The following is a 25,869-nucleotide window of genomic DNA, read 5'->3' as shown; positions in this document are numbered from 1 at the left end:
TAGTTAGTTTATCGGCTTTATAGGGGCACAAAGCATGACTTTGTGCCTTTTCTGTTATTTGTGCAATGATTTTATGTAAACGATAAAGCCTATTTCAAGAATAAATTGCTTTTTTACGCGCTAATCAGCTAACCCTTTTTACTGCGTGCCGTAATGAACCAGCTAAACCAGTTAGATTACATTATCTTCCTCCTGTACTTCATTGGTGTCTCCTCCTACGGATACTGGATTTACAAGCGAAAACAAAAGACCAATCTCGACACCAAAGACTTTTTCCTGGCCGAAGGATCCCTCACCTGGTGGGCCATTGGCGCATCGTTAATCGCATCCAACATCTCGGCCGAGCAGTTTATCGGGATGTCGGGGAATGGCTTCCAGTTTGGGGTTGCCATTGCCGTGTATGAGTGGCTGGCCGCCATCTCGCTGATTATTGTGGCAGTCTGGTTTATGCCCATCTACCTCAAAAATCATATCTACACCATGCCGCAGTTTCTGAAGACGCGGTATAACGAAACGGTCTCCCTGATCATGGCCGTGTTCTGGTTGTTCCTGTACATTTTCGTTAACCTGACCTCTATCCTGTTCCTGGGCGCGCTGGCCATCAGCACGCTGGTCGGTGCCGACTACTTCCATGCCATCATTATTGGCCTGTGTCTGTTCGCGCTGGTTATTACCCTGGGTGGTATGAAGGTGATTGGCTATACCGACGTTATCCAGGTAGTAGTCTTGATTATTGGCGGGCTGGTTACGACCTACCTGGCGCTGACGCTGGTAAGCCAGAAGTTTGGCCTGGGTAACGACGTGCTGGCGGGTTTCGGCGCCATGATGCGCGATGCGGATGACCACTTCCATTTGATCTTCGAGAAACCGGGCCCCAACGCGTCGCAGGTAGAGATCAACAAGTACCTGACCCTGCCGGGTATTGCTATGTATTTTGCCGGTCAGTGGATCGTGAACCTGAACTACTGGGGTTGTAACCAGTACATCACGCAGCGCGCACTCGGTGCTGACCTGCACACCGCCCGCACCGGTATCCTGTTTGCTGCGCTGCTGAAAATTTTCATGCCGCTGATCGTTATGCTGCCCGGTATTGCGGCCTATGTCCTCTACAAGAACGGCAGTCTGCAAAGCGAGATGGCGCCCGGTGGCCGGCTCCTGGCCGACAATGCGTACTCGGCTATTCTGTCTTTCCTGCCCAATGGGCTGAAAGGCCTTTCGATGGCCGCCCTGACCGCTGCTATCGTAGCTTCTCTGGCCGGTAAAGCCAACTCCATTTCGACTATTTTCACCCTGGATATCTACCAGAAGTACATTAAGAAAGACGCCAACGAAGGGCAGCTGGTCTGGGTAGGTCGCATCGCTATTTTCATGGCTATGGCGCTGGCTATTGCCCTGACCTGGCAGGATACGCTCGGTATCGGTCGTGAGGGCGGCTTTACGTTTATCCAGAAGTATACGGGCTATATCAGCCCGGGTATCTTCGCCGTATTCCTGCTGGGCTTTTTCTGGAAACGGACAACGGGGGTAGCAGCGGTGGTTGGTATCCTGCTGGGCTTCGCCCTAGCCGTATTCTTCAACCACTACGCGCCTACGGTGTTAGGCAACGAAACGCTGATCTATACGGCTTTCCCGAACGGAAACGGCGGCTACGAGATCCCATTCCTGATCTGTATGGGCTGGTCGTTCTTCTTTACGGTAGTGGTCATGGTTGCTATCAGTCTGGCAGGTCCGGCCGTTAGTCCGAAAGCGTTCGAGATCGACTCCAAAATGTTCCGTCTGGCTCCGTCGACTACAGCCCTGATCGTGGTTATTGTGCTGCTGATTTCGGCCATTTACGTCCGGTTCTGGTAATCCTTTTCAGCAGGTAGCGTGGTCCGTCGTGACGACACAGCGAGTAAAGAGGTAACTATTGTTTTCTCTGTGCTTTTTGTGTCATCAGGACGGACCACGCTTCGTTTTGATGGCAATAGATGCTGACCCACCCTCCCCTATGACGACTGCCCCACCTTCTTCTGTTTCGCTCCGCCCCCTGTTTACCCTGCCGGTCATTGTGGCTGCGCTGGGGTATTTTGTCGATGTGTATGACCTGCTGTTGTTCAACATTGTCCGGGTGCCCAGCCTGAAGGACCTGGGGCTGTCGGAAACCGCAATTTCGCTGACGGGTGGCCAGATTCTGAACGTGCAACAGGCGGGGCTGCTGCTGGGTGGCATTCTGTGGGGTATCCTCGGCGACAAACGCGGTCGGTTGTCGGTCCTGTTCGGCAGCATCATCACTTACTCATTGGCCAACATAGCCTGCGGATTCGTTGAAAGCCCCACCACCTACGCTCTTCTCCGGTTTGTGGCGGGGCTGGGCCTGGCGGGGGAACTGGGGGCGGGCATTACGCTCGTCAGCGAAATACTGCCCAAAGAACTGCGGGGTTATGGCTCGTCGCTGGTAGCCGGTGTGGGGCTGCTGGGTGCCGTAGTCGCTTATTTCACGGTAACGCTGTTCGACTGGCGTACGACCTACTTCATTGGCGGAGGGTTAGGACTGGGGCTACTGATTTTGCGGGTGAGTGTACTGGAGTCGGGTATGTTCCGGCGCGTGCAGCAAACGGGCGTGAGCCGTGGCAACTTCTGGGCGCTATTCAGCAACGGCGAACGGTTGTCGCGCTATATCCGCTGTATGGGGCTGGCCGTACCGACCTACCTGGTCATTGGCATCCTGGCTACGTTTGCCAACGAGTTCGGGAAGGCGATGGGTATTGCCGAACCTATCCAGCCCGGTCAGTGCGTTATGTTCACCTACGTCGGTATGGTTGTGGGGGATCTGTTCAGTGGACCGCTCAGCCAATGGCTGAAATCCCGTCGACAGGCTATCGGGCTGATGATGGGATTGAATTTTCTGTTCGTCGGCATCTATCTGTTTGGCGGGTTGAGTAGTGCTGATGCCTTTTATGCGGTTTGCGTCGGTATGGGGTTTAGCATCGGGTATATAGCCATGTTTCTGACCGTTACCGCCGAAACGTTCGGCACCAACCTCCGGGCTACGGCAACTACCTCCGTAGCCAACAACGTACGGGCCACCACGCTGCTGACCATTCCGGCTTTCCAGCTGCTGAAGCCCAGCCTGGGCGTAATTGGCTCGGCCGCCGTGGTAGCCGCCGTCTGTTTCGCCCTCGGCCTCTGGGCCGTTCTCACCATCGACGAAACATTCGGCAAAGACCTCGATTACGCCGAGTAGAGACGCAACCCATTGCGTCTCACATGCGCCAGCCATTGCGTCTCACATGCGCCAGCAGAAAACCCACACTACCCAGCCATCGCGTCTCTACAGGGGAGGCCGTTTCATGAACCAGGGCTGGGTTTGTTCCAGCTGCCCCGCCAGCCGGAACAGGGCAGCCTCGTCGCCGAGCCGGGCCGCCAGCATAACGCCGACTGGTAACCCATCGGCCGACCAGTGCAACGGCACCGACATAGACGGCTGACCGGTCATGTTCGTAATAACGGTGTACGAAATATAGCCTAGCGATCGTTCGGCGAGATCGTCGATGGTTCTGCTGCCTTTAAGGTATTTCAGCCCGCCCACCGCATCGACTAGTTTCAGCAGACGCTCCTCCGACGCCCTATTCTGAAACGTACCGATTTCGATAGGCAGCCGGGGCAGGGTTGGCGTCAGAAACAGGTCGTACGTTTCGTGCAGCTGTCCCATGGCCCGGTTCAGCGTATTCCAGCGTCGTTTCTGGTAAGCGACATCAGCGGCCGAGAACCCGTCGGCCAGGCGGGCCAGCGCCCAGGTGTTCAGCTCGACGTCACCCGACCGAACCGGCCGACCCAGGTAAACGCTCAGCTCGCGCAGGGTAGCTGCCGTCTCGCTCATCACCGACACAAAGAACGCTTCGGTCAGGATGGTTTTCTCGTACGGCAGCGGCACCTCCTCTACCGTATGGCCAAGTCGTTCGAGCAGGCGTACCGTTTCCTGAACCGCTTTGATACATTCCGGGTCAATCGTCATCGAGGGCATGAGCGAGGCTGCGGAGAACGCAATACGAAGCCGGCCCGGATCGCGGCCCACTTCGTCGGCAAACGGACGTTCGGGCGGGCTAATCAGGTACGGATCGCCCGCCATGGGGCCTGCTACCACATCCAGCAGCCCCGCACTGTCGCGCACGGAGCGGGTCAGCGCGTGCCCAACCACGGCCCCGTTCCAGAGTTCGCCGTAGCGCGGCCCGAGCGTCACGCGTCCGCGCGATGGCTTCAGTCCAAATAACCCACAGCAGGCGGCCGGAATCCGGATTGAGCCGCCCCCATCGGAGGCCGTGGCTGCCGGTACGATACCAGCCGCTACTGCTACCGCCGACCCACCGCTGCTGCCACCGGGCGAATGCGTCGGTTTCCAGGGATTACGGGCCGGGCCATACAGTTTCGATTCGGTATATGGCGTCAGGCCAAACTCCGGCGTGTTGGTTTTGCCAAAAAACACCAGCCCGGCCGCCTTCAGACGGCTAATTACTTCACTATCTATCGGGGATACGTAGCTGGCGTAGGCCCGGCAGCCCGACTTCATGGGTGTACCGGCCCACTCCAGCTCCAGATCCTTGATCAAAAACGGAACACCCCGAAACGGTCCGGCTTCGGGAAGCTGACTGGCCAGGGCGCGCCCTTGCTCATAGAGGGGCGTCACGATGGCGTTGAGCTGCGGATTGACCGCTTCGGCGCGGGCAATCGCCGTTTCCAGCAGCTCGACGGGCGACACCTCGGCGCGACGAACCAGCTCGGCCAGGCCAGTGGCATCGTATTGAGCGTAGTCGCTGAATGATAGGGGTTGGGTGGCGGGAGTGGGCATAACTTTGATTCGTTTCGTCAAATATAGCACGGTTCGGAAGCCAACCAATTCCGCTCATCCGCAAACACTTACCCCGCATGGCGGTTAGGTTTCCAGAGTACTCAACGCTATGCATCGTACCTTTCAGATTCAGCTGCCCGCCGATAAAACAACCGCCCTGATGGCCGACCTCCTCCAGTTCGATGAGGTTATCGGCGTGGCGCTCTACCCCGACAACTCCCACAAACCCGTTGGCGACGCCCTTTCCGTTCAGCTGCTCAACCGGGGGTCAGACCGGGTTTTAAAAGCCATTGCCAACCGCTGTGGCGACGCCCCCTACCTGGTCAGCACGTCGCTTACCGAGAGTATCATCGAACCTGATCAGGCCGATAAACTCGAAAACGATGCGGACGAAGCTATCTGGGAAGAAATTGAGACCGGCATGCGGCACCAGGGGCGGATAACCCCCAATTTTGTCCTGCTCATGGCGCTGGGGGGCGTTATGGCAACCATCGGCATCGTATCGGCACCAACGCGTCAGATCATGCCGTTTGTGGCAGCCGCCGTTATCGCCCCAGGTTTCGAGCCCCTGGCCGGTATTGCCCTGTCGGTCGTGCTGCGCCGATGGCAGGTGCTCTGGCGGGCCATCCAGTCATCGGTAGTTGGCTACACAACCCTGATCCTGACGTCAGCGCTCACCTACTGGTTCCTGCAAACTACCGGCGAGATCAGTTTGACCGATTTCACCCGCAGTGAAGAGGTATATCACCTGGCGAACCCCAGCACGAGCGACACCCTGCTGTCTGTCTGCGGCACCCTGGCCGGGGCTATCATTATGTCTTCGTTCCGGAAGAGTGTCATTGCCGGCGCCCTCATCGCGATGGTCATCATCAACGCAGCCGCCATGATCGGGATCGGGCTGGCTAGTGGCCGGTATGATCTGGCGGGCCAGGGACTTCAGCGATTCGGCTTCGATATTCTGTTGATTCTACTCTCGTGCCTGCTGGTTTTCGGCAGCAAACAGCGTTTTTTCCACCACCGCCGACCGGTAGCCTGACCCGTCGGCTACTGATCCGCTACCGCCACCCCGATCTTGGAATCGGCCGTGCCGTAATACAGGAACCACCGCCCCAGAAACGGCACCATTCCTTCCAGAAAAACCACCTGATTGACCTGCCCTTCGAGTTCGTAGGGTTGATCGGGCCGGATGAAGTATGTCTCCGACCGATCGATCAGCCGGGCCGGATCCCTGGCGTCGAACAGCAGCTGACCGCCGGCATAGGCATGATCGGGCAGGTTGGGATCGCCGGTTTTGGGTTCGTTCATGCCGTTGTAGATCAGCAGGATGCCGGCTGGGGTCAGCAGGGCGTACGGGCCGGGCTCGATCAGGCGGGCATCGTAGGTGCCCCGGCGCGACTCGGCGGCTGGTATCGGTTTCCCCTGCCTGTTCTCGAGCGGTGTCCAGTGAAGGAGATCCGTCGATACGGCCAGGCGCAGGTCCGGCTGGTCGCCCCAGTACATCCAGTAGGTTCCGTTGATCCGCTGGGCCACGATCCGGTCCCCTACCCGTTTGCAGACGATAGCGCCCGACTTCGACCAGGCATTGCGGTACTTTCCGTTGTCATACTGATCGAAGGCCAATCCGTGTTTTTTCCAGCTCAGCAGGTCTTTCGAGGTAGCCACGCACAGCCGCGCTTTGTCGCCGTCGTAGGCCGTATAGGTCATCACGTAAACGCCATTGGGGCTTTCAACGACCCGCGGGTCTTCGCAGCCCCCCGCCCATTCGTAGGTCTTCATCGCGTCCTGATCGGGATAAAAGACCGGCTTCGGCATCCGTTTAAAATGCAGCCCATCCCGGCTAACGGCCAGCCCCAGCCGCGAGGTTCCGCCCACCCGCCGAACGGTATCTTCGGCCCGGTAGAGCATATACACCTGCTTGTTGCGTACGACAGTGGCCGGATTGTACACGTCTTTTTCTTCCCAACGCACCGTTTTTTGGGAGACGGGGCAGAAAAAGGTGGTAGTAGCCTGAGCATTCAGTATCGGGTTGATGGCATTCTGCTTGATAAAAGGGCCCAGCATCCACGGTTTTTCGGGTACTGGCTGCGCCCGGACCAGCGCAGCTAACACCCACAGAACGAGCACAATGGCAACAAAACGACGATGATAAGTCAACACCATAGATGAGTAGATTTTGCCCGGCAGGACAGTTTGATCAGCAATGCATATCCGGTACAGAAAGCAGCGGGCGGTTGGTTTGTACTGACGCAGCCTGCTCACTCCATTATTCGCATGCGTATCCTGCCCCTTTCGCCTACCGCTGCCTGGTCTGACGCCATGCCCGCCCTGTTTGGTCGCATGGCAACGCTGAACGTAGGTGTCATCGGCGATTTTGCGCTCGACCTGTACTACCAGCTCAACACCGAAACGGGCGAATACTCGCTCGAAACCAACCGGCCGGTATACTGGGGCAGTCGGCCCAAAGCATCGCTCGGAGCCGCGGGTAATGTCATACAGAACCTGCTGGCACTGGGCGTTGGCCAGATCTGGGCCATCGGTGTCGTTGGGGCCGATTTGTTTGGTCATGCCATGCGACAGCTGATGCAGGAGCAGGGTGTCCATACCAACTGCCTGCTGACGGCCCCGCCCGGCTGGGATACCTGCGTGTATACGAAGCCGATGCAGCAACAGACCGAAGCGAACCGGATCGATTTTGGCAGCCAAAACAAACTACCCGACCATAACTTCGACCAGCTGCTCGACGGCCTGGCTCAGCTCCTGCCCCAGCTTGATGTGCTGATCATCAACCAGCAGTTTCCGTGTCCGCTCCTGACCGAAGCCCGGATTCCGGCTCTGAATGAGCGCATTCGTCAGCACCCGGCGGTATGTTGTCTGGCCGACCTGCGGCATACGGGGCTGCTGATTCGGGGGGCCACGCTCAAAGTGAATACGGCCGAGCTGGCCCGTTTCCGAAACGTACCCCTCCCCAACCATCCCGACCTCGACTGGTGTATTGAACACGCCAGGCTGCTAAACCGGGCGTTGCGCAGCCCGCTGGTCGTTACGCGGGGCGAGGCCGGTATGCTCTACGTTCGGGATGACGACATCTGGGCGATCGACGGGCTGGCGGTGCCGGGCCCGCTCGATCCGGTGGGGGCGGGCGATACGGTTGTAGCGGCTCTGGCGGCCAGCCTCAGCGCCGGTGCGCCACCCCCGCAGGCCCTGACCATCGCCAATCTGGCTGCGGCCGTTACCGTACAGAAACTCGGCCAGACCGGCACCGCTACACCCGACGAAGTGTTTCAACTGGCCACGACCTACACGCTCCATGAACCTACAACTCCTTCGGCAGCACCGTCAGGAACTGCATCATCACCTGACCCATCAGCTTCTTCCGTTCTGGGTTAGCCGTAGCGCCGACCGCGTCAACGGCGGTTTTATCACCCACTTCGATCAGCATGGGCACGACACCGGCACGGACGAGAAATCGCTGATTTCGCAAACCCGTTCGATCTATACCTACGCGTCGGCCCATCGGGCGGGCTACGGTGGACCCGAACTGGCCGAGCTGGCGCGACATGGTGTCGACTACCTCATCGATCGGATGTGGGACGAGCAGTACGGTGGTTTCTACTGGATGACCAACCGGCAGGGCAAGGTGCTCAACGACCAGAAAATCGCCTATGGGCAAAGTTTCGCCATCTACTGCCTGAGCGAATACACGCTCGCTACCGGCGATCCCCGGGGACTTAACTACGCACAACGGGTGTTCGACCTGCTGCAAATCCACGCGGTCGATACACATTATGGCGGCTACTTCGAGATGTTTTCCCGCGACTGGACGCTGAAAGGCCCCGGCCCCGGCGGTGGCGACCGCAAAACCCTCGACGTACACATGCACCTGATGGAGGCTTTTACTACGCTCTACGAAGCTAGTCAGCATCCGCTGCACCGCCGAAAACTGCTCGAAGTGATCGATCTGCTCAGTCAGCGCGTCATGCACCCCGTCTATGGAACGGGTCTGCCGCAGTTCTGGGCCGACTGGCGGGTAGCGCCCCAAATTAAGTTCGACGTGATCTGGGGCTGGGACCGGTTTGCCGAAGGCGGCATTAAACCAACGGCCGACGATAACACCAGCTATGGGCATAACGGCGAGTTTGGCTGGCTGCTGCTACACGCCCTCAACGTACTGCAGTTACCCTACGATACCTACCGCGCTGCTTTCGAAAAAGCCCTGAGCCACGCCCTGAACTACGGGGTAGACTGGGAATATGGCGGTGTTTTTGTGGAAGGCTCACACAGCGGAACCGTTTATGACCGGGAAAAAGAATTCTGGCAGCAGGCCGAACTACTGATTGGGTTTCTCGACGCCTACCGGATTACGGGGAATCACGACTACTGGCGGGCCTACGAGACCGTGCATCGCTTCGTGCTCGACAAAATGGTCAATACGGACGTGGGCGAATGGTGGCCGCTCATGACCCGCGAAGGCCAACCCATCTGGACGCACATGGGTCATTCCTGGAAAATCAACTACCATACCGTACGGGCGGTTATCCAGTCCATAGCCCGACTCGATCGGCTGCTAGCCCAATTTACCTAACACTGTCGGTTATTCTTTTACCTGGCAGCCACGTTCTTGCCGATCGTTTTCTCGTCGATTATGCCTTCGTGCCGCTCGTCGGTCAGCGGGCCGCCAAACCAGCGGGCCCGTTGGCTGGCCCCGGCAGCATCGTCCAGCTCCATCAGCCGGATGCCGCCCGGGTGGTCGGGCAGGTCGGGCTGCCCGTCGATCAGCTGCAAACCTACCCAGGCCAGGTATTCGTTCAGCCTCGCGTCGAGCGGTTCGTTACCGAAAATGCATAAGTCGTAGTACCAGTCCAGCGATTCGCCCGCCACGGCTTCGGTGATGGCCCGATAATCGGCCAGGGTATATCCCACAAACGGCCGGCCGAACCGCTCCCACAGCTGGCGCATCACGTCATCCAGCGAGCGGGCATGATCGGAAAGTCGGCGGATGTGCAAATCCAGAATCAGCGCAGCAATGGCCCCTTTGTGATAAACCGATACCTTCCGATCGGGAACTCCTTTCTCGTAACCGTCGAGCCACAAATCCCACGACGACTCGACCAGCGACTGAGCCGCCCGACCGTTGGCTTCGAAATGGCGCTTCAGTAGCACCTGCAACTCTTTCAGGTAGGCTTCGTCGTTGAACACGCCCGACCGGCGCAGCATCAGATCGCCGTAATAGGTGGTGACGCCTTCCGCAACGAAACAGGTGGTGAAGTAGTTTTCGCGGGTAAAATCGTAGGGCAGCAGCTCGGTGGGCCGGATGCGGATGATATTCCAGGCATGAAACAACTCGTGCGAAGCTACCCCCAGCAGGTCCTGGTACAGCCCCTCCCCCTCGTCGTTGGGGCCGAGCACCAGCATGGTCGAGTTACGATGCTCTACGCCGTGGTAATGCGCAACCGGTAAAACCAGGGTCAGAAAGTGATAATCGGGTTCGGGAAACTCGCCAAATAGCGTCAGCTGCACTTCCGAGAACCGGCTGAAGTCACGCACGAGCCGATCCGGATCGAACGTTGGGTTACCGTCGGTCCGGCGCCCGCCCTGTATCCAGACGTTGAACTGAACCCCACGCACCGCGTACTGAATATGCTGCATGACCGGCGCGGCCATGAGCGGTCCGTCTACCAGTTCGTAAAAATCGCGCGCGACCAGCGTTCGGGCATCGCCCCCCGCCGACGACAGGCCACAGGCTACCATCCACCGCTCCGGAATAGCCAGCTCGAGCGTACAGGGCTCATCGATCCGGCCTTCGGCATAGACGCACAGATTGACCGGATTTACGTACAGCAAGGTGTCGCTGATAAAGCTGCTGCCCGCGTTGAGCAGATTGGGCGTCGGCAGCAGGGCGTAGTAGTTGTAGAGCACCGTAAGCGCCGTAGTGCCGTTGGTCTGCACCCGCCACCGGTCTTTGGTCACTTTCTGAAACGGCAGCGGCTGCCCATCAGCATCAACCACCGTAAAGCGCTGAATATGTTTGGCAAAGGGCTGCAGTTCATACCGGCCGGGTCGCCAGGCGGGTAGCTGGAGTTCTACATAGCTGCTGGTAATATCGGCAAGATGGGCTTCAACGGCGATATAGTGCTGCGGATTGGGTGTTCCGGCGTTTTGATCGGCAGACAGGCGGTAATGCATAGTTCGGCAAGTAAGTACAGTCGGTCAGGCGAGCCGGGGTAACCCGGCTATTCTGTTAACTACCAACATAAATAATGACAATTCGTTTTTCTAAATCGGGCTTGGTAAACTGTGCTGGTTCCGCTATCTTTGCGGACTCATTTGGAACCAAGGGTTTTAAGGCAACATAGATCATGAAAAGAACATACCAACCATCGAACCGCAAGCGGAAAAACAAGCACGGCTTCCGCGAGCGGATGTCAACCGCCAACGGCCGCCAGGTGCTGGCCCGCCGTCGTGCCAAAGGTCGCTGGAAACTGACCGTTTCTGACGAGAAAAAAGGCGAGCGGTTCAAAGTTTAATGAGTTTGTGGTTTTCTGTCTGCTGCTTCTCGGGAGTAAACTGACAGAAACCTACAAACTATGAACCGAATGATGCAGCAAACCTTCACCAAATCCGAGCGGCTTTGCAGCAAAAAAATTCTGGGCGAATTGTTTAAGAAAGGTAGCGCGTCGGTCCAGACGTTCTACCTTTTTCCGTTTCGGGTGCTTTATCTGTCGGCGCCCGCCCCGCCCGATTCCCCCCCTCCTCTGCCGGCTATCGTCATCACCGTTCCCAAGCGCGGCTTCAAGCGTGCCGTTGACCGAAACCTCATTCGACGGCGCGTCCGGGAAGCCTACCGGCTCAACAAAGAACTGCTCAGCAGCCGGGGCGACTGGTTCAGCCCGGCCCCCGGCCAGGCGCGCCCTACGGCCATTGCCTTTCTTTATACCGCCAAACAGATTATTTCGTTTGAAGAGATAGAAAAAGGTATGAAATTAGTACTACCAAAAGTCGTGAGCCGATAGCCATCAGTTAGTCCTGCTGAGCGCTGTTTCCGAACGGCTTACGACTACTGACTGTCAACTGACTTATGCGCCTTCCCAAACGCTTTACGCTCCTAGCCTCCTCGGTCCTTGTGGCAGGCGGTATCGGGTTCTTCTCGTTCAAAACTGACGACCGGTTCTTCGAGATTGCCCGTAACCTCGACATCTACGCTACGCTCTTCAAAGAGCTGAACCTGTATTACGTAGACGAGGTGAACCCTAACCGCATGGTGAAGACCAGCATCGATGCCATGCTGAAAGCCCTCGACCCGTATACCAATTTCTTCGCCGAAGACGAAATTGAAGATTACATGACCATGACAACCGGCCGATACAACGGCATCGGGGCGCTCGTTGGCCAGCGACAGGGTAAAAGCATCGTGCTGATGATCTACGAAGGCACCCCGGCCGAAAAATCGGGCCTGCAGATCGGCGACGAAATCATGAAGATCGACGGGATCGACCTCAAAAGCCGCAAAGATGCTGACCCCGGCAAACTGCTGAAAGGGCAGAACAACACGGCCGTTAAACTGACGGTTCGCCGGTTTGGCCAGAAAGACCCCGTCGACGTGAGCGTTACCCGCGATGTGGTGAAGATGACCAACGTGCCGTATTACGGTATGATCAACGACGAGGTGGGCTACATCGACCTGAAAGACTTCACCGCTACAGCCTCGCGCGAGGTAAAAACCGCGTTTCAGGAGCTGAAAGGGAAAGGCATGAAAAAGCTGATTCTCGACGTCCGCGAAAACCCCGGCGGTCTCCTGAACATGGCTATCGACATCTCGAATATCTTTATCCCGAAAGATTCGGAGGTCGTAACGACCAAAGGCAAGGTAACCGAATGGAACAAAACCTACACGGCTCTCAACCCGCCCCTCGACCTCGATATGCCCATCATCGTGCTGACCAACAGCCGCAGCGCGTCGGCCGCCGAGATTGTATCGGGTGTTATTCAGGATTACGACCGGGGCGTACTGGTCGGTCAGCGAACGTTTGGTAAAGGACTGGTACAAACCACCCGCGAGCTGTCGTTCAATACCAAGCTTAAAATCACCACAGCCAAATATTACATTCCGAGCGGGCGCTGTATCCAGGCCATCGACTACAGCCACCGCAACCCCGACGGCAGCGTTGGTAAAGTGCCCGATTCGCTCAAAACGGCGTTCAAAACCAAGGCCGGCCGGGTGGTGTACGACGGCGGTGGCGTATTGCCCGATGTGGTCGTAGAAGCCCAGACACCCACCCCCATTGCGCTGAGCCTAACCAACAAAGGACTGATTTTCGACTATGCGGTGAAATACCGGAGCGAACATCCGACTATCAAACCGGCCCGCGAGTTTCGCCTGACCGATGCCGAGTATGCCGACTTTACCAAGTGGGTAGCCGACAAAGAATACGACTACACCACCCAGGTAGAAAAAGACCTCGGCACGCTCGAAGCCTCGGCCAAGAAAGAAAAATACTTCGATCAGATTCAGGATCAGCTCAAAGCTCTAAAAACCAAGGTATCTCACAGCAAAGACGCCGACCTGATGACGTTCAAGAACGAACTCAAAACGCTGCTCGAACAGGAAATTGCGGGGCACTACTACCTCCAGCATGGCATCAAGGAAGCCTCTTTTGCAACTGATCCCGAACTGAAAGCCGCCCTCGACGTCTTCAAAGACATGGGTCGCTACAGCGCCATCCTCAAAGGCACCAAATCAAAATAACGATGAGCGATGAGTGCTGAGCGATGAGCAACTGACAGCACTCATCGTTCAACACTCATCGCTCAGCACTTTTTACTGAATGCTTCTCCTTTCCATTGATACGTCCACGGCGTCCTGTTCGGTAGCTGTACACGGGGGCGACGGCCCGGATGCGGGTACCTTGCTGGGCTGTTACGAACTCTTTACCGAGCGCACCTCGGCGGCTATGCTTACTACCCTGATTGGTGATGTGGTGCGGCATACGGGGCATGAACTGGCCCAGCTCGATGCGATAGCGGTCAGTAAAGGGCCCGGCTCGTATACCGGCCTGCGCATCGGCGTCTCAACGGCCAAGGGGCTGTGTTTCGCCCTCGACAAACCGCTGCTGGCCATCAATACCTTACAGGCTATGACCGAACAGGTTCGCCCGTACGCCACCCTATTCGCGGACCAGCCCATACTGTTCTGCCCCATGATCGACGCCCGGCGGATGGAAGTGTACTGCACGTTTTACGACACAACCGGCCGGGAGGTCCGACCCACGGCGGCCGAAATCATCACGCCCGACTCCTTTGCCGACTTGCTGGCCAGTAGCCGGGTGCTCTTTTTCGGCGACGGAGCCGCCAAGTGTCAGCCAGCGCTGGGTCACCACGCCAATGCCGTATTTCTCGACCAGCTCATCATCCCCTCGGCCCGGACGGTTGGCCAACTCGCCACCCAGGCCTTTGCCAGCGGGCAGTTTGAAGACCCGGCTACTTTCGAACCCTTTTATCTCAAAGAGTTCATGACCACCCAGCCCAGGCGGGCAACAGCTTGACCGCAAGCTACTTACCGGCACCAGAAACATTACATTTCCTCTACACAAGTCGCTACTGCCAGCAGGCAGAACACGCTGCGCCCATTCTGGTATCATTTTGTTGATTAGGTAACCAAATCCGGGACTTAGCATGACTTACCATGCATTGCATCGTCAGAGGATAGTTACGTGCTGTTGACGTCTCTACCCCACCCCACCGTTCATGTCCCTGATTGCTTTATGTTCCCGGCGCTTGTTAACCCTACAGATATCGGCGGCTTCGGACGCGGCTGCGTTGATCTGGCGCACTCCGCAAACCAATGCGGTTGTGTTTCGGCAACGAGTCAGTACAGAACAGCCCCGCTTCGCCTTAATCACCCAGGATTACCTGCAGGACGCTCCGCTGTTTACTGACCTGCGGGCGGGTAGCCCCGAAACGCTGCTGATCGTTTGTCTCGAAATCAGTTCGGTGATGACAAAACCGCTCTGGAAACTACTGGACAATCTGGAGTTCGATGTTCTTTGTACGGTTCCCGAACTCACCGACTGTTTAGTAACGCTAAAAGCCGGGCGGTTTTTCCAATCGACCCTGCTCCAGACGGCAGCTACCTATAGCATCAACGAGCCGTTTCCGGGCTGGCACAGTCTCTCCCCTGCCGAACGCCGGGTACTGCGCGGTATAGCAGCGGGCCAAACGGGACCGCAAATTGCCGACACCGAGTGCCTCAGCCAGAAAACGGTGAATAACCACAAACTAAAGATAAGCCAGAAGCTGGGCATATCGGGTGGCCCCGGCAGCCTGACCCGCTGGGTAATGGCCCACCGCGAAACGCTGCTACACCTGCTGGCTGACTAGGTAAGTTTTGGGTAAGTAATAGGCAAAGTTGCCCATCTAAAAAAGGTAAGTTTACCCACAGAAAAGAGCAAGTTTGCTCATGCGCCAGGGTTATTCGTGTATCACTTTTGTATCGTCAAGCGCGCGACAAAGGCGGATACCGAAAAGCCTTAAATAGAGTAGGAATAAAAAAATTATATGATGAAAAAACTAGGAATGAACGCCATGCAAGAAGTTGTGGCGGGTGGTTGCATGGCTTCAGTGTTGGGGGGGGCTCTCACTCTTGGAGTATCAGTTGCTGCAGCGGCAACGGGGGTAGGAGCTGTACCTGCAGCTATGGGTGCTGTAATCGCTGCAGTCGCCATTGCTGAAGATTGTGGAGGTGGTAAGAACCGTGGACGTGGCCCTTATCCTCACTAAGTCGTTATTTATCACACATATTATCCGCACCTAACTACAGTAGTGTGGTGCGGATAATTACATCACTTGAAAATATGAAACCTATCTACAGATTTGGGTTTGGAATTTGTGCGTTAATCGTAATGATTATCAGTATTTATGATATTATTACATGTAGTGACGAAAAATGTTCGTCTACAGGTGAAGTACTTACTATTTCGTCAATGCTACTAATTGTTTATGTTGTTTATTTCAAAATGAAGAGTTCTTAATGAGTTTATTATATATCTATTACCGATGCGTAAACCAGCCTGTAAACTTGCTGAAATCATAAAAAAAAATCAATTACTGGCTTTTGTAAGCCATTATCCGTTGACCATCATCGGTTTTGTAGTGAGTTGCGCTTTGTTTGCTAAGAACTATCCGTTCAAAAGCGAATTGCATTTGTACATAATGATCTTGGCAATTATTTGTTTCTTCGTATTACTCGTAGCAGCATTGATTGCTCATTTCATTCATAAGAAACCTTTTGGTAAAAATTGGCGCAGTTAATGAAAATAACTGCAATTGTTCTCCTAATCATTATTGCTGCCGCTATTGGTAGTTATTATCGGAAGAAAAAAGAACCCTTTTCTGGCAGATGGTAATGTAAACCGACTTTTGTAGCAAAACTGTGCCCCCCAACCGGATTCACACCGCCAACGGATCGGTATACGCCCCACGAAACCAATACGCATCATTCTGGGGCTTTTGTTGGCTGCATTCTTCATTCTGGATTTCAATATCCACGATGGCGAATTGGCAACGCTTGGCTATCCGATGATAGTGATAGTCAGTTTGGCGGGCCTAATCTCGCGGAACAAAAAATCGCCCTGATTTATGAACGCACACCCAGCCACAATATCAACTTTCACAAATTCTCCGCCCAGCAAGCAGAGTGCATTGCTAGTACCGCTTATAATAGCTTTAACTCTACTTATCGCCTTTGCCGGTCAACATTTGCTCATCTCCGACGAACTTTACTTTAACGCTCTGGCCGAGCAAATGACGTATGAGCAGATTCAGAAAGTAGTTGCTCAGAACCATACATGGTCGTGGGTTAGCTATATAATCCTGCCCATTTTCAACCTGCTCAAATTTACCCTCGTTGCTTCCTGCCTGAGTCTAGGCTATTATTTCGCTGCCAACCGCTGGGCGTTTAAGCCGTTCTTTCAGGTGGCCGTACAGGCTGAACTGGTGCTGCTGTTACCCGCTCTGGTAAAGCTACTATGGTTTCTGTTTGTACAAACTGACTATAGCTTACAGGACTTGCAGTTATTTTACCCGCTCAGTCTGCTGAATCTGCTCGATGTTCATACCGTTGAACCGTATCTATTTTATCCGTTGCAGCTGCTTAATTTATTTGAGTTGACCTACTGGCTGGTGCTGGCCTACGGTGTGGCTGAGGTGGTGGGCTGGTCATGGCAGCGCGGGCTGGGTATGGTAGCGGCTTCGTACGGCTCAGGGCTACTCGTGTGGGTAATGTTCGTCATGTTCTTAATCGTTAGCCTGTCATGAACCGCTACGTAAAATGGGCCTTACCCCTGCTGGTGCTGGGTCTAATGACCTACTTCGGTTGGGGGTTCGCCAGCGCCCTAAGCCGCAAACGCGAAGCAGCCGAGCGCATTCATACACTACCCGCCTGTGCGGTTACGCCCCTATCGGGCCAATCGGTTCAGCTATTAGCTACGGGCCGACCACTAGTGCTGGTTTATTTCGACCCCGACTGCGACCATTGTCAGCGTGAAGCGAATGAACTACGGCAGAATGCCCACCAACTGGCCCATGCCGACATCTGGCTACTGTCGGCGGCTCCGTTACTGGCGCTGAACGCTTTTGCCCAAGCCCATCAACTTAACACAATCAGCAACCTGCACGTAGCACACATAACCCAACAAAAAGCTTACGATACGTTCGGGTTTACGTCTGTCCCTGACTTGCTGATCTATCACGCCGACGGGTCGCTGGCCAAACGCTTCCGGGGCGAAACCAGCGTAACGGCCATAGCAAACTATACAGCCCCTTTACCCGAATAAAAGCGGCCTGTAGTCATCACAATTCTTACTACCCACCACTATGGAACAGATTATATCGGTTCTCTGGCTACTGCTTTGCCTGCTATTTGAGCAATTGACCAAACCCTCGTTCTGACATGAAGCCGTTAAACTATCTGGAACGAACCCTGATACGCCAGCAGGGGCAGGCTGACTGCGGTGTGGCTTGCCTGGCTTCAATTATGGCGTACTACGGTGGGCATAGCCGGCTCGAACGACTACGCGAACTCAGCGGTACTGACACACAGGGAACCACTTTACTGGGACTCCATCAGGCCGCGCAGCAACTTGGTTTAGACAGCGAAGGACTACAGGCCGATTCTATCGAAAACCTGAAAACCGATGTCAGCGGGCCCGTTATTCTGAACGTATTGATAGATGACAGGCTCCAGCACTACGTGGTCTGCTACGGCTGGGATAATATAGCCGGATTTTTCAGTATCGGCGACCCGGCAAGGGGTATTGAGCACTACACCACCGAGGAGCTGACGGCTATCTGGCCCGCCAGAATATTACTGACCCTGACGCCCAACGCATCGTTCGTCAAACAAACCGACGAAAAGGTTGCCAAACGGCGGTGGCTTCTCGGATTAATTCGCGACGACATACCCTTACTGGCCATTGCCACGGGGCTGGGTATTGTCACAGCAGGACTTGGACTGTCAACCGCCATTTTCTCGCAGAAGTTGATCGATGAAATCCTGCCCCGGCATGACACAAAGCGGCTTTTACTGGGACTGGCGCTGTTGGCGTTTCTACTGGTGGCGCGGGCCATTATTGGGTATCTGCGTGGTTTCCTGCTGAACCGCCAAAGCCAGGACTTTAACAACCGCATGGTCAACCGGTTTTACGGAGCGTTGCTCTATCTGCCTAAGTCGTTTTTCGATAGCCGCAAAACCGGCGAGCTGGTAGCCCGCCTGAACGATACCAGCCGCATTCAGCGCAGCATCAATCATATCACGGGCGCGGTAGTTATCAACGCGCTGGTCCTGCTGGTGTCGGCAGGGTATCTGTTCACCTACTCGGCCTGGATTGGCCTGCTGAGTCTGGTGAGTATACCCCTGTATGGTGGGCTAGCCTGGTTCTTTCACAAACCGATTCTCGACGGTCAACGCGATGTGATGGCAGCTTCGGCCCGCACAGAAAGTAATTATGTCGATACCATTCAGGGGATCGATGTCATTAAAACCAGTAACCGGGAGCCGTTCTTTCAGGAGATAACCACTTCCGTTTACAGCTTCTTTCAGAAAAAAGCCTACTCATTGGGGCTGGTAGGTTTGCGTTTCTCGCTACTGGCAGAAGCTACCGGTGCGTTGCTGATTGTTGGCCTGATGGCTATCACGTCGCTACTGGTGGTGCAAAAAAGCCTGCAACTGGGTGAGATGATGGCCATCCTGACACTGACCGGCACCATTCTACCCGCCGTTGCCAGTCTGGCCCTGACGAATATCCAGCTGCAGGAAGCCAACGTAGCCTTCGAGCGGATGTACGAGTATGCGCAGCTTGACCCCGAGCACCCGGCAGCCATACCACAAGCCGATTTTACCTTTAGCTCATTAACGCTACATGACGTATCGTTCCGGTTTCCGGGCCGACCCACGCTTTTGGATCGCGTGTCATTGACCATTCACAGGGGTGAACAGGTGGCTTTATTAGGCGAAAGCGGTAGCGGAAAAAGCACGCTCCTGCAACTCATTCAGCGATTTTACAAGCCAGAAACAGGGCAGATAAGCGTAAACGACACCGATTGGGAAAGTATCGACACGCCAACATGGCGGCATGGACTGGGTGTAGTGCCTCAGCATATCAAGCTGTTTAGCGGCACCCTACTGGATAACATCTGCCTCGGAGACACCATCGGCGAAGCCGATGATATCATTGATTTTTGCCGAACCTATGGCTTTGCAGTCTACTTCGAGCAATTTCCACAGGGTTATTTTACCCTCCTTGGCGAAGATGGCGTAAACCTGTCGGGCGGGCAACGGCAGCTAGTCGCACTGGCCCGGGCCTTATACCGCAACCCACAACTCCTGCTGCTTGATGAGCCTACATCCGCAATGGACCAGCACACCGAGCAATTTGTGATGAATCTGCTGGACAATTTACGCCCGCAGCTCGCCATTTTACTCATTACCCACAAGCCACAACTAGCAACTACGGCAAGCCGGGCTTATCGGCTCATTAACCATACCTTACACGTCTACGAAAGCGAAGTGCTGCCCATATAATGCCTGACTAGCCAGGCCAATCCACCAAACGATATATTTTTGCGTTACTTTGCGTCGGGCCATCTCCCCTTGTTTCCGTGCAGATCATTGTTGATATCGGCAATACCGACGCCGTTTTCGGTCTTTATAACCAAACCTCCTGGCAGCACGTCTGGCGAACACCCGCCCGAATCGATGAACCGGCTCAATCCTACGAAGCCCGGCTGCGTCTCTGGCTCCTCGAAACCAACGTTACCCTCAGTGCTGTACAGACAACGGTCCTGAGCAGCGTGGTACCGAATCTGACGCCTACCATGCGGACCATGCTGACCGAACTGTTCGGCTTCGAGCCAATTGTGGTTGGTCCTGGCGTTTATCCGCTGCTGCCACTCGAGATTCTGCGTCCGCACGAGATCGGTGCCGATCTCGTTGCCAACGCGCTGGCCGCGTACACCCGCTATCGACAAAACTGCATCGTGGTCGATTTTGGTACCGCGCTTACCTTCACCACCGTGTCGGCCGAAGGGAAAATACTGGGCGTTGCCATTGCACCCGGTTTGAAAACCGCCATCCGGTCCCTCTTTGCCAATACGGCCCAGCTGCCCGAAGTGCCGATCGAGGTACCAGCCTCGGCCCTGGGCACGAGTACCACCCACGCTATTCAGGCGGGCATTGTGCTGGGATACGAGGGGCTGGTTCGGTCGCTGGTTGAGCGGATACGCGCTGAACTGCACAACGACTGTATAGCCGTAGCTACCGGCGGGTTGTCGGGTCGGATTCCGTCGCTGAAAGATGTGTTTACCGCCGTTATTCCCTCACTGACACTCGACGGCGTTCGGCTGATTGGCGAAACCGTAACGGCTTCACAGGCCTGACAGTCAGGCAGCTGTAGTCTTCATTTCTACAGAATTGAGGAGTCATTTACTCAAAAAATTTCGGTCCAAATGTTAGCCTACACCGAAACAAATGGAGCGGATTTGTACAGTCCGTTTTAAGTCAAAGAAATGCTTGTTAGTCCAGCGGAATAATACAATTATTGACCTACTAAGCCCGCTGCCCCGGCGGTAATCGACTGCTGATCAACCTGGCAGGGTTTTTTCTATACGCACGCTGTCTGGCCCCATACCGGGCCTTTCAATTGATAGACAGCGTTATGAAAAACTTGTTTCTTTCTGTAGTTACAGGGCTTATGCTGACCGGAGCGGGCGGCATAGCGGCCCCCGTCTGGAGTACGGGCGAGCTCCAACTGGCCAACGGCACTTTGCTCAAAGGTGAACTCAACTATAACTGGAAAGCGGAAATCGTTCGGTACCGGCAGGGCGATGTCGTTAAGGCTTACTCGGCTCTTCAGGTCAGCAATTTCCGGTATTTTGATACCAATCAGAACACGCTTCGGAAGTTTGTCTCCGTCCTGTATCCATTCAAATCGAAGCAGGTACGGCCCCAATTTGCCGAAGAGTGCACCGCCGGGCCACTAACCGTTTACCGGCAGCTTCGGCCTACGCGGGAGATGCTCAGAATTGGTAATTCCATCGCTACCGAGGCCGATCCCGAACTGGTTAAAAACATGGATAACTTCGAGTACTTCGTGGTAGACGGACAGGACGTAGTTCGTTTGCGGGATTTTAGCCGTACGCTCTGGCCCCGCATGTGCGACGAGTTTGGCCAGGCCCTGCAACAGTACGTCATCAAACGCGACCTGAACGTAAATACCACCCTGACCCGGCTGCTGCTGATCAACCACTATAACTACCTTAAGATACAGGCCGTAACGGAGCCAGACGAAGTGCCATCGCTGGGCCGATGACATACGGTGACTCGAATTTGCGCAGGAGGTAACCCACAAACGGGATACCTCTTTTTTTGTATTTTTTCAGGGCAACCCGGTTATCTCACGAATTCTTTGGACCACTTAATAAATTAACCATCTGGTTTTTAGTCTATTGTTTTTTCTACAAATACCATCAGCCCGTATATTTCTTCTATCCGTCCAATTTAGTCTGTACATTATTAAAACAAAGCGCATATAACTATTTAAAGCCCTGTTAACAAGGCACTTAGCCTGTCGTTAATTTCAATAGCTTCGTTTAGGTCAACGCAGCTCGGTAGCCACCTGCGCTGCCGCCATTCTGCAAATGGAATACAGCTATGAAACGACACTATGCATCAACTTTACTGGTACTTATTGTACTTTTCCTATCTCAGGTAACATTGGCGAAACCTCCCCTGCCTGTCTGGCGATCGGGTCAGCTTGCCTTCTGGAATGGGGCTTCAGCGCAGGGCGAGCTAGCCTACAACTGGTCGGCAGAAATGGTGCTGCTGCGGTTGCCCACCGGACAGATTCGTACGTACTCGGCTAGTCAGGTTCGGCAGTTTGGCTGGTTCGACCCTAACCAACACAAACAACGGATCTTTGTCTCGCTGGCCCGCAACCACGCCGATGAGCAAACGGCGCATGGTTTCTACGAGGTATGTCTCGACGGATCGCTAACGGTAGTTCGACAGCTTAAACGGCAACGGGGCTGGCTCAGCCGCTCGTTTCATCGGCCCGAACAGCTGATCGACACGCCCGAACTGGCCGATCTGCAGGAGCCCTTCAACTACTTCGTTTACGATGAGGGTCAGTTTCTGACGTTCGAACGGTTTTTCCCGGATATCTATCACCCGCATATGATTAGCCAGAGTCGCGAACTGGATGATTTCGTGCTCAGCCATAATCTGAACGCCCGTACCATTCTGGGCCAGTTGATCCTGGTAGACCGGTACAACAACCTGTCCAAAAACGGGCAGCAAACGGCCTCCGCCCGGACGCCCAGCCCAGGGTCGGAATAAGTCAGTCGGCACGATTGGCGGGCTCGGGCGGATCGTCAGTGCCGCCCGTTTTTTGTTTCCGGCGTTTTCGCAGCGCGTCGTTCAGCAGGTATTCGATCTGGCCGTTTACGCTCCGAAACTCCTCCTGCGCCCAGCGTTCCAGCTCCTTCAGCGTTTCTGGCTGTATACGCAGCACAAACGCTTTTTTTTCTGATGCCATAAGCAAGCAAGAAAAAGAAACGAACCGACAGAACGGGCAGGTATGTACTACCCGCTCTGCCGGTTATCGGTTCTCTTGTTAGTTATATAATGTACCAGCATTGACAACCGGGCTGACCGATTTCTCTCCGCAAAGTACCACCAGCAGGTTACTGACCATGGCCGCTTTCCGCTCCTCGTCCAGCTGCACCACATCTTTTTCGGCCAGCCGGGCCAGCGCCATCTCAACCATACCAACGGCTCCTTCTACGATCTGCTTCCGAGCCGATACCACCGCCGTAGCCTGCTGGCGCTGGAGCATGGCTCCCGCAATTTCGGGCGCGTAGGCCAGGTGACTGATGCGGGCTTCCATAACCCGAACGCCCGCCTGGCTGAGCCGCTCGTCGAGTTCCTGCTCCAGGAATTTGTTGATCTGCCCCGTATTGTCGCGCAGGGTGACCGTCTCGTGTTCGTCTTCCATATTGTCGTAGGCGTGTGAGCTGGTCAGGAAGCGCACAGCGGCTTCGGACTGAATCTGCACAAAAGTCTGGTAATTATCGACATCGAACAGCGCCTTGGCGGTATCGGAAACCTGCCAGACCACCACAGCTGCAATTTCGATGGGGTTCCCCATTTTGTCGTTTACCTTGATGGTTTGTCCGTTGAGGTTTCGGGCCCGCAGGCTGATCTTCTTCTTGCTGTAAAGCGGGTTGACCCAGCGCAGGCCGTTCTGCTTCATGGTTCCCACATAATCGCCGAAGAACGTACAGACAACGGCTTCATTCGGGTTGATGACGGTAATACCGATGAAAAGCACAATGGCCGTCAAAAACAGGAGCGCGGCTACGAATACGTTCAGATTAGCCCAGGCAACCGCCGTTGAACTGAACAGACAGACAATAGCAACCAGCAACAATACATAGCCAGACAGGGAGGTAAGTGGTTTTTCGTTCATGAGTCAGGAATTGATAGTAGTTTGATATCACAATAATACTACACAATTCCGCTGAACCCTCTGGATTGGGACAGGCGGTCGGGGCTGGCAATCAGCGGTCAGTTATACACGCATCCTGTAAAGGCCAATCCTTTTCGCTATTTTTGCACCCTGATTTCGTAGACTGATTCCTGGAAATCATCTAAATCTGATAATCATCGTTCAGACAATGTTGAGTGAACAAGAGATAAATCGCCGACAAAAACGCGAAGAACTGATGCGAATGGGGATTGACCCCTACCCCGCTGAACTCGTTGACGTTACCACCACCGTTGCCGACATCCGGGCAGCCCATCAGCCAGGCGGGCCTGGTACCCATATCGAACCCGAGATGGATTTCTCCGGCGACGAGCGCTGGGGCAACGTTCAACTGGCTGGCCGACTAATGATCGTCCGCATCAGCGGGAGCGCATCCTTTGCCGAATTACAGGATTCAACGGGCCGCATCCAGCTGTATTTCCGGCGCGATGACCTCTGCCCGGGCGATGACAAAACGCTGTACAACACGGTCTTCAAGAAACTGCTCGACATTGGCGATATCATCTCCGTTCGGGGCCATGTGTTCTCCACGAAAACCGGCGAGCTGTCGGTATACGTAAAAGAATTCAGGCTGCTCAACAAAGCCCTGCGGCCGCTGCCGGTCGTTAAGGAGGTTATCAACGAGCAGGGCGAACGCGAAACCTACGACGCTTTTACCGATCCGGAACAGCGCTATCGGCAGCGGTACGTAGATCTGATCGTGAACCCCCAGGTGCGCGACGTCTTTGTGAAGCGGACCAAGCTGGTCAATTCGATCCGGCAGTTCCTGAGCCAGAAAGGGTATCTGGAAGTGGAAACCCCTATCCTGCAGCCCATCCACGGCGGAGCGACCGCGCGGCCATTCCGTACGCACCATAACACGCTCGATATGGCGCTGTATCTGCGGATAGCCAACGAGTTGTACCTCAAACGCCTGATTGTGGGTGGGTACGATGGCGTATTCGAGTTCGCCAAGGACTTCCGCAACGAGGGGATGGACCGCACCCATAACCCCGAGTTCACCCAGGTCGAGTTCTACGTCGCCTACAAAGACTATATCTGGATGATGGATACCATCGAAGAAATGGTCGAGAAAGTGGCGCTCGACGTAGCCGGTACCACTAAAGTGACCGTTGGGCAGAACGTCATCGATTTCAAGCGCCCCTGGAAACGCCTGACGATGTTTGAAGCCATTCAGGAATATACCGGTGTCGATGTATCGGCCATGGACGAAGCCGAGCTTCGGGAGGTTGCCGAAAGCCGCGGTATCAAAACCGACGCCAGCATGGGCAAGTCGAAACTGATCGACGAGCTGTTTGGCGATGCCTGCGAACCGAACCTGATCCAGCCAACTTTCATTACCGACTATCCGGTCGAGATGTCGCCCCTGACCAAAAAGCACCGGAGCAAACCGGGCCTGGTCGAGCGGTTCGAGGCCATCTGTAACGGTAAAGAAATTGCCAACGCCTACTCGGAGCTGAACGATCCGCTCGACCAGCGCGAACGGTTCGAAGAGCAGCTCCGACTGGCCGAACGCGGTGACGAAGAAGCCATGGCGCTCGACGAAGATTTCCTGCGCGCCCTCGAGTACGGGATGCCCCCCACGGCGGGTGTTGGGCTGGGCATTGACCGGCTCACGATGATCATGACGAATCAGCCGTCTATTCAGGACGTTCTGTTCTTCCCGCAGATGCGGCCCGAGAAAAAGCAGGAGCAGTCGGACGAGAGCGATTTTGTGGCAGCAGGTGTACCGGCCGAATGGGTACCAGCCGTACAGAAACTGGGCTACATGACGGTCGATCAGCTGCGGGCCGCCAACCCGAACAAGCTCTTCAACGACCTGGGTGGTGTACGCAAGAAGCTGAAGCTGGATGTACCCATGCCGGATCTGGCTACCGTTCGGGGCTGGACCGAATAAACAGACTACCTTAAACAGCCGGGTCGCGGGTCTGATCCGGCTGTTTTATA

At 55.2% G+C, this 25,869-nt stretch carries 23 protein-coding genes; 18 read left to right on the top strand and 5 right to left on the bottom strand.

The window, feature by feature from the left end; translation table 11 throughout:
• The first annotated feature begins 153 nt into the window (after positions 1-153).
• Complete coding sequence (locus B1C80_RS09540) at positions 154-1,851, top strand: sodium/solute symporter (RefSeq protein WP_077920836.1); 1,698 nt, start codon at positions 154-156, stop codon at positions 1,849-1,851.
• A 139-nt stretch (positions 1,852-1,990) separates the two neighbouring features.
• On the top strand, positions 1,991-3,226 hold the full coding sequence (locus B1C80_RS09535) for an MFS transporter (RefSeq protein ID WP_077920835.1): 1,236 nt from the start codon (positions 1,991-1,993) through the stop codon (positions 3,224-3,226).
• Between the two features lie 87 nt (positions 3,227-3,313).
• Here the strand turns inward: B1C80_RS09535 and B1C80_RS09530 are convergent, their stop codons facing one another.
• Positions 3,314-4,828: an amidase gene (locus B1C80_RS09530; protein ID WP_077920834.1), complete on the bottom strand. Its 1,515-nt coding sequence runs from the start codon at positions 4,826-4,828 to the stop codon at positions 3,314-3,316.
• Between the two features lie 109 nt (positions 4,829-4,937).
• Here B1C80_RS09530 and B1C80_RS09525 point away from each other — a divergent pair, with 109 nt between their 5' ends.
• On the top strand, positions 4,938-5,864 hold the full coding sequence (locus B1C80_RS09525) for a DUF389 domain-containing protein (protein ID WP_077920833.1): 927 nt from the start codon (positions 4,938-4,940) through the stop codon (positions 5,862-5,864).
• Between the two features lie 8 nt (positions 5,865-5,872).
• Here B1C80_RS09525 and B1C80_RS09520 read toward each other — a convergent pair whose 3' ends face one another.
• Positions 5,873-6,988 carry a glycoside hydrolase family 130 protein gene (locus tag B1C80_RS09520; RefSeq protein WP_077920832.1) on the bottom strand — a complete coding sequence of 372 codons (1,116 nt, stop codon included), beginning with the start codon at positions 6,986-6,988 and terminating at the stop codon, positions 5,873-5,875.
• 111 nt (positions 6,989-7,099) lie between these two features.
• On the opposite strand from B1C80_RS09520, the gene B1C80_RS09515 reads away from it, so the two are divergent.
• Together B1C80_RS09515 and B1C80_RS09510 are read left to right on the top strand one after the other, a co-directional pair.
• Positions 7,100-8,215 (top strand): bifunctional heptose 7-phosphate kinase/heptose 1-phosphate adenyltransferase, encoded by a 1,116-nt coding sequence (locus B1C80_RS09515; protein ID WP_077920920.1) that lies wholly within the window; start codon positions 7,100-7,102, stop codon positions 8,213-8,215.
• A complete protein-coding gene (locus B1C80_RS09510) occupies positions 8,136-9,410 on the top strand; it encodes an AGE family epimerase/isomerase (RefSeq protein ID WP_077920831.1) in 1,275 nt (424 codons plus the stop codon). The genes B1C80_RS09515 and B1C80_RS09510 overlap by 80 nt, the downstream gene beginning before the upstream one ends.
• Positions 9,411-9,427: 17 nt before the next feature.
• Here the strand turns inward: B1C80_RS09510 and B1C80_RS09505 are convergent, their stop codons facing one another.
• Positions 9,428-11,011 carry a M61 family metallopeptidase gene (locus tag B1C80_RS09505; RefSeq protein ID WP_077920830.1) on the bottom strand — a complete coding sequence of 528 codons (1,584 nt, stop codon included), beginning with the start codon at positions 11,009-11,011 and terminating at the stop codon, positions 9,428-9,430.
• Positions 11,012-11,184: 173 nt separating this feature from the next.
• Between B1C80_RS09505 and rpmH the strand changes: the two genes are divergently transcribed.
• From rpmH to B1C80_RS09445, 12 genes are all read left to right on the top strand, one after another.
• Positions 11,185-11,352, top strand: coding sequence for a 50S ribosomal protein L34 (rpmH, locus tag B1C80_RS09500; RefSeq protein ID WP_077920829.1), 168 nt, complete (start codon positions 11,185-11,187; stop codon positions 11,350-11,352).
• 72 nt (positions 11,353-11,424) lie between these two features.
• On the top strand, positions 11,425-11,838 hold the full coding sequence (locus B1C80_RS09495) for a ribonuclease P protein component (protein WP_077920919.1): 414 nt from the start codon (positions 11,425-11,427) through the stop codon (positions 11,836-11,838).
• A gap of 65 nt (positions 11,839-11,903) precedes the next feature.
• Entirely contained in the window at positions 11,904-13,571 is a 1,668-nt protein-coding gene (locus B1C80_RS09490; protein ID WP_077920828.1) for a S41 family peptidase, read from the top strand.
• A gap of 79 nt (positions 13,572-13,650) precedes the next feature.
• Positions 13,651-14,367 carry a tRNA (adenosine(37)-N6)-threonylcarbamoyltransferase complex dimerization subunit type 1 TsaB gene (gene tsaB, locus B1C80_RS09485; protein WP_077920827.1) on the top strand — a complete coding sequence of 239 codons (717 nt, stop codon included), beginning with the start codon at positions 13,651-13,653 and terminating at the stop codon, positions 14,365-14,367.
• Between the two features lie 202 nt (positions 14,368-14,569).
• Entirely contained in the window at positions 14,570-15,202 is a 633-nt protein-coding gene (locus tag B1C80_RS09480) for a LuxR family transcriptional regulator (protein ID WP_077920826.1), read from the top strand.
• Between the two features lie 675 nt (positions 15,203-15,877).
• Positions 15,878-16,132, top strand: coding sequence for a hypothetical protein (locus B1C80_RS09475; protein ID WP_077920825.1), 255 nt, complete (start codon positions 15,878-15,880; stop codon positions 16,130-16,132).
• A 447-nt stretch (positions 16,133-16,579) separates the two neighbouring features.
• Positions 16,580-17,137, top strand: coding sequence for a hypothetical protein (locus B1C80_RS09470; RefSeq protein WP_236648700.1), 558 nt, complete (start codon positions 16,580-16,582; stop codon positions 17,135-17,137).
• Positions 17,134-17,655: a redoxin domain-containing protein gene (locus B1C80_RS09465; protein WP_077920823.1), complete on the top strand. Its 522-nt coding sequence runs from the start codon at positions 17,134-17,136 to the stop codon at positions 17,653-17,655. The genes B1C80_RS09470 and B1C80_RS09465 overlap by 4 nt, the downstream gene beginning before the upstream one ends.
• A 116-nt stretch (positions 17,656-17,771) precedes the next feature.
• Positions 17,772-19,901, top strand: coding sequence for a peptidase domain-containing ABC transporter (locus B1C80_RS09460; RefSeq protein ID WP_077920822.1), 2,130 nt, complete (start codon positions 17,772-17,774; stop codon positions 19,899-19,901).
• 77 nt (positions 19,902-19,978) lie between these two features.
• On the top strand, positions 19,979-20,755 hold the full coding sequence (locus tag B1C80_RS09455; protein ID WP_077920821.1) for a type III pantothenate kinase: 777 nt from the start codon (positions 19,979-19,981) through the stop codon (positions 20,753-20,755).
• Between the two features lie 278 nt (positions 20,756-21,033).
• Positions 21,034-21,687 carry a hypothetical protein gene (locus tag B1C80_RS09450; RefSeq protein WP_129600867.1) on the top strand — a complete coding sequence of 218 codons (654 nt, stop codon included), beginning with the start codon at positions 21,034-21,036 and terminating at the stop codon, positions 21,685-21,687.
• A 404-nt stretch (positions 21,688-22,091) separates the two neighbouring features.
• A complete protein-coding gene (locus tag B1C80_RS09445) occupies positions 22,092-22,712 on the top strand; it encodes a hypothetical protein (protein ID WP_077920819.1) in 621 nt (206 codons plus the stop codon).
• A gap of 1 nt (position 22,713) precedes the next feature.
• Here B1C80_RS09445 and B1C80_RS09440 read toward each other — a convergent pair whose 3' ends face one another.
• Positions 22,714-22,911 (bottom strand): hypothetical protein, encoded by a 198-nt coding sequence (locus tag B1C80_RS09440; protein ID WP_077920818.1) that lies wholly within the window; start codon positions 22,909-22,911, stop codon positions 22,714-22,716.
• A 78-nt stretch (positions 22,912-22,989) separates the two neighbouring features.
• The gene (locus B1C80_RS09435; RefSeq protein ID WP_077920817.1) at positions 22,990-23,844 is read right to left on the bottom strand and encodes an SPFH domain-containing protein; all 855 of its coding nucleotides are present in this window, start codon (positions 23,842-23,844) and stop codon (positions 22,990-22,992) included.
• A 208-nt stretch (positions 23,845-24,052) separates the two neighbouring features.
• Here B1C80_RS09435 and lysS point away from each other — a divergent pair, with 208 nt between their 5' ends.
• The gene (gene lysS / locus B1C80_RS09430; RefSeq protein ID WP_077920816.1) at positions 24,053-25,819 is read left to right on the top strand and encodes a lysine--tRNA ligase; all 1,767 of its coding nucleotides are present in this window, start codon (positions 24,053-24,055) and stop codon (positions 25,817-25,819) included.
• Positions 25,820-25,869 lie beyond the last annotated feature (50 nt).

It is taken from the genome of Spirosoma sp. 209 (genome assembly GCF_002006735.1).
GTDB classification, from domain to species: domain Bacteria; phylum Bacteroidota; class Bacteroidia; order Cytophagales; family Spirosomataceae; genus Spirosoma; species Spirosoma sordidisoli.
The sequence above is the reverse complement of the archived record's forward strand: the minus strand, read 5'-3'. Positions and strand labels throughout refer to the sequence as shown.

Bases quoted from the DNA above. Each gene is read 5' to 3' on its own strand.
- B1C80_RS09540 (WP_077920836.1), top strand. From the start codon at position 154: ATGAACCAGCTAAACCAGTTAGATTACATTATCTTCCTCCTGTACTTC.
- B1C80_RS09440 (WP_077920818.1), bottom strand. From the start codon at position 22,911: ATGGCATCAGAAAAAAAAGCGTTTGTGCTGCGTATACAGCCAGAAACG.
- B1C80_RS09535 (WP_077920835.1), top strand. From the start codon at position 1,991: ATGACGACTGCCCCACCTTCTTCTGTTTCGCTCCGCCCCCTGTTTACC.
- B1C80_RS09525 (WP_077920833.1), top strand. From the start codon at position 4,938: ATGCATCGTACCTTTCAGATTCAGCTGCCCGCCGATAAAACAACCGCC.
- B1C80_RS09460 (WP_077920822.1), top strand. From the start codon at position 17,772: ATGAAGCCGTTAAACTATCTGGAACGAACCCTGATACGCCAGCAGGGG.
- B1C80_RS09515 (WP_077920920.1), top strand. From the start codon at position 7,100: ATGCGTATCCTGCCCCTTTCGCCTACCGCTGCCTGGTCTGACGCCATG.
- B1C80_RS09505 (WP_077920830.1), bottom strand. From the start codon at position 11,011: ATGCATTACCGCCTGTCTGCCGATCAAAACGCCGGAACACCCAATCCG.
- tsaB (WP_077920827.1), top strand. From the start codon at position 13,651: ATGCTTCTCCTTTCCATTGATACGTCCACGGCGTCCTGTTCGGTAGCT.
- rpmH (WP_077920829.1), top strand. From the start codon at position 11,185: ATGAAAAGAACATACCAACCATCGAACCGCAAGCGGAAAAACAAGCAC.
- B1C80_RS09530 (WP_077920834.1), bottom strand. From the start codon at position 4,828: ATGCCCACTCCCGCCACCCAACCCCTATCATTCAGCGACTACGCTCAA.
- B1C80_RS09495 (WP_077920919.1), top strand. From the start codon at position 11,425: ATGCAGCAAACCTTCACCAAATCCGAGCGGCTTTGCAGCAAAAAAATT.
- B1C80_RS09510 (WP_077920831.1), top strand. From the start codon at position 8,136: ATGAACCTACAACTCCTTCGGCAGCACCGTCAGGAACTGCATCATCAC.
- B1C80_RS09465 (WP_077920823.1), top strand. From the start codon at position 17,134: ATGAACCGCTACGTAAAATGGGCCTTACCCCTGCTGGTGCTGGGTCTA.
- B1C80_RS09490 (WP_077920828.1), top strand. From the start codon at position 11,904: ATGCGCCTTCCCAAACGCTTTACGCTCCTAGCCTCCTCGGTCCTTGTG.
- B1C80_RS09520 (WP_077920832.1), bottom strand. From the start codon at position 6,988: ATGGTGTTGACTTATCATCGTCGTTTTGTTGCCATTGTGCTCGTTCTG.
- B1C80_RS09480 (WP_077920826.1), top strand. From the start codon at position 14,570: ATGTCCCTGATTGCTTTATGTTCCCGGCGCTTGTTAACCCTACAGATA.
- B1C80_RS09475 (WP_077920825.1), top strand. From the start codon at position 15,878: ATGCGTAAACCAGCCTGTAAACTTGCTGAAATCATAAAAAAAAATCAA.
- B1C80_RS09450 (WP_129600867.1), top strand. From the start codon at position 21,034: ATGAAAAACTTGTTTCTTTCTGTAGTTACAGGGCTTATGCTGACCGGA.
- lysS (WP_077920816.1), top strand. From the start codon at position 24,053: ATGTTGAGTGAACAAGAGATAAATCGCCGACAAAAACGCGAAGAACTG.
- B1C80_RS09435 (WP_077920817.1), bottom strand. From the start codon at position 23,844: ATGAACGAAAAACCACTTACCTCCCTGTCTGGCTATGTATTGTTGCTG.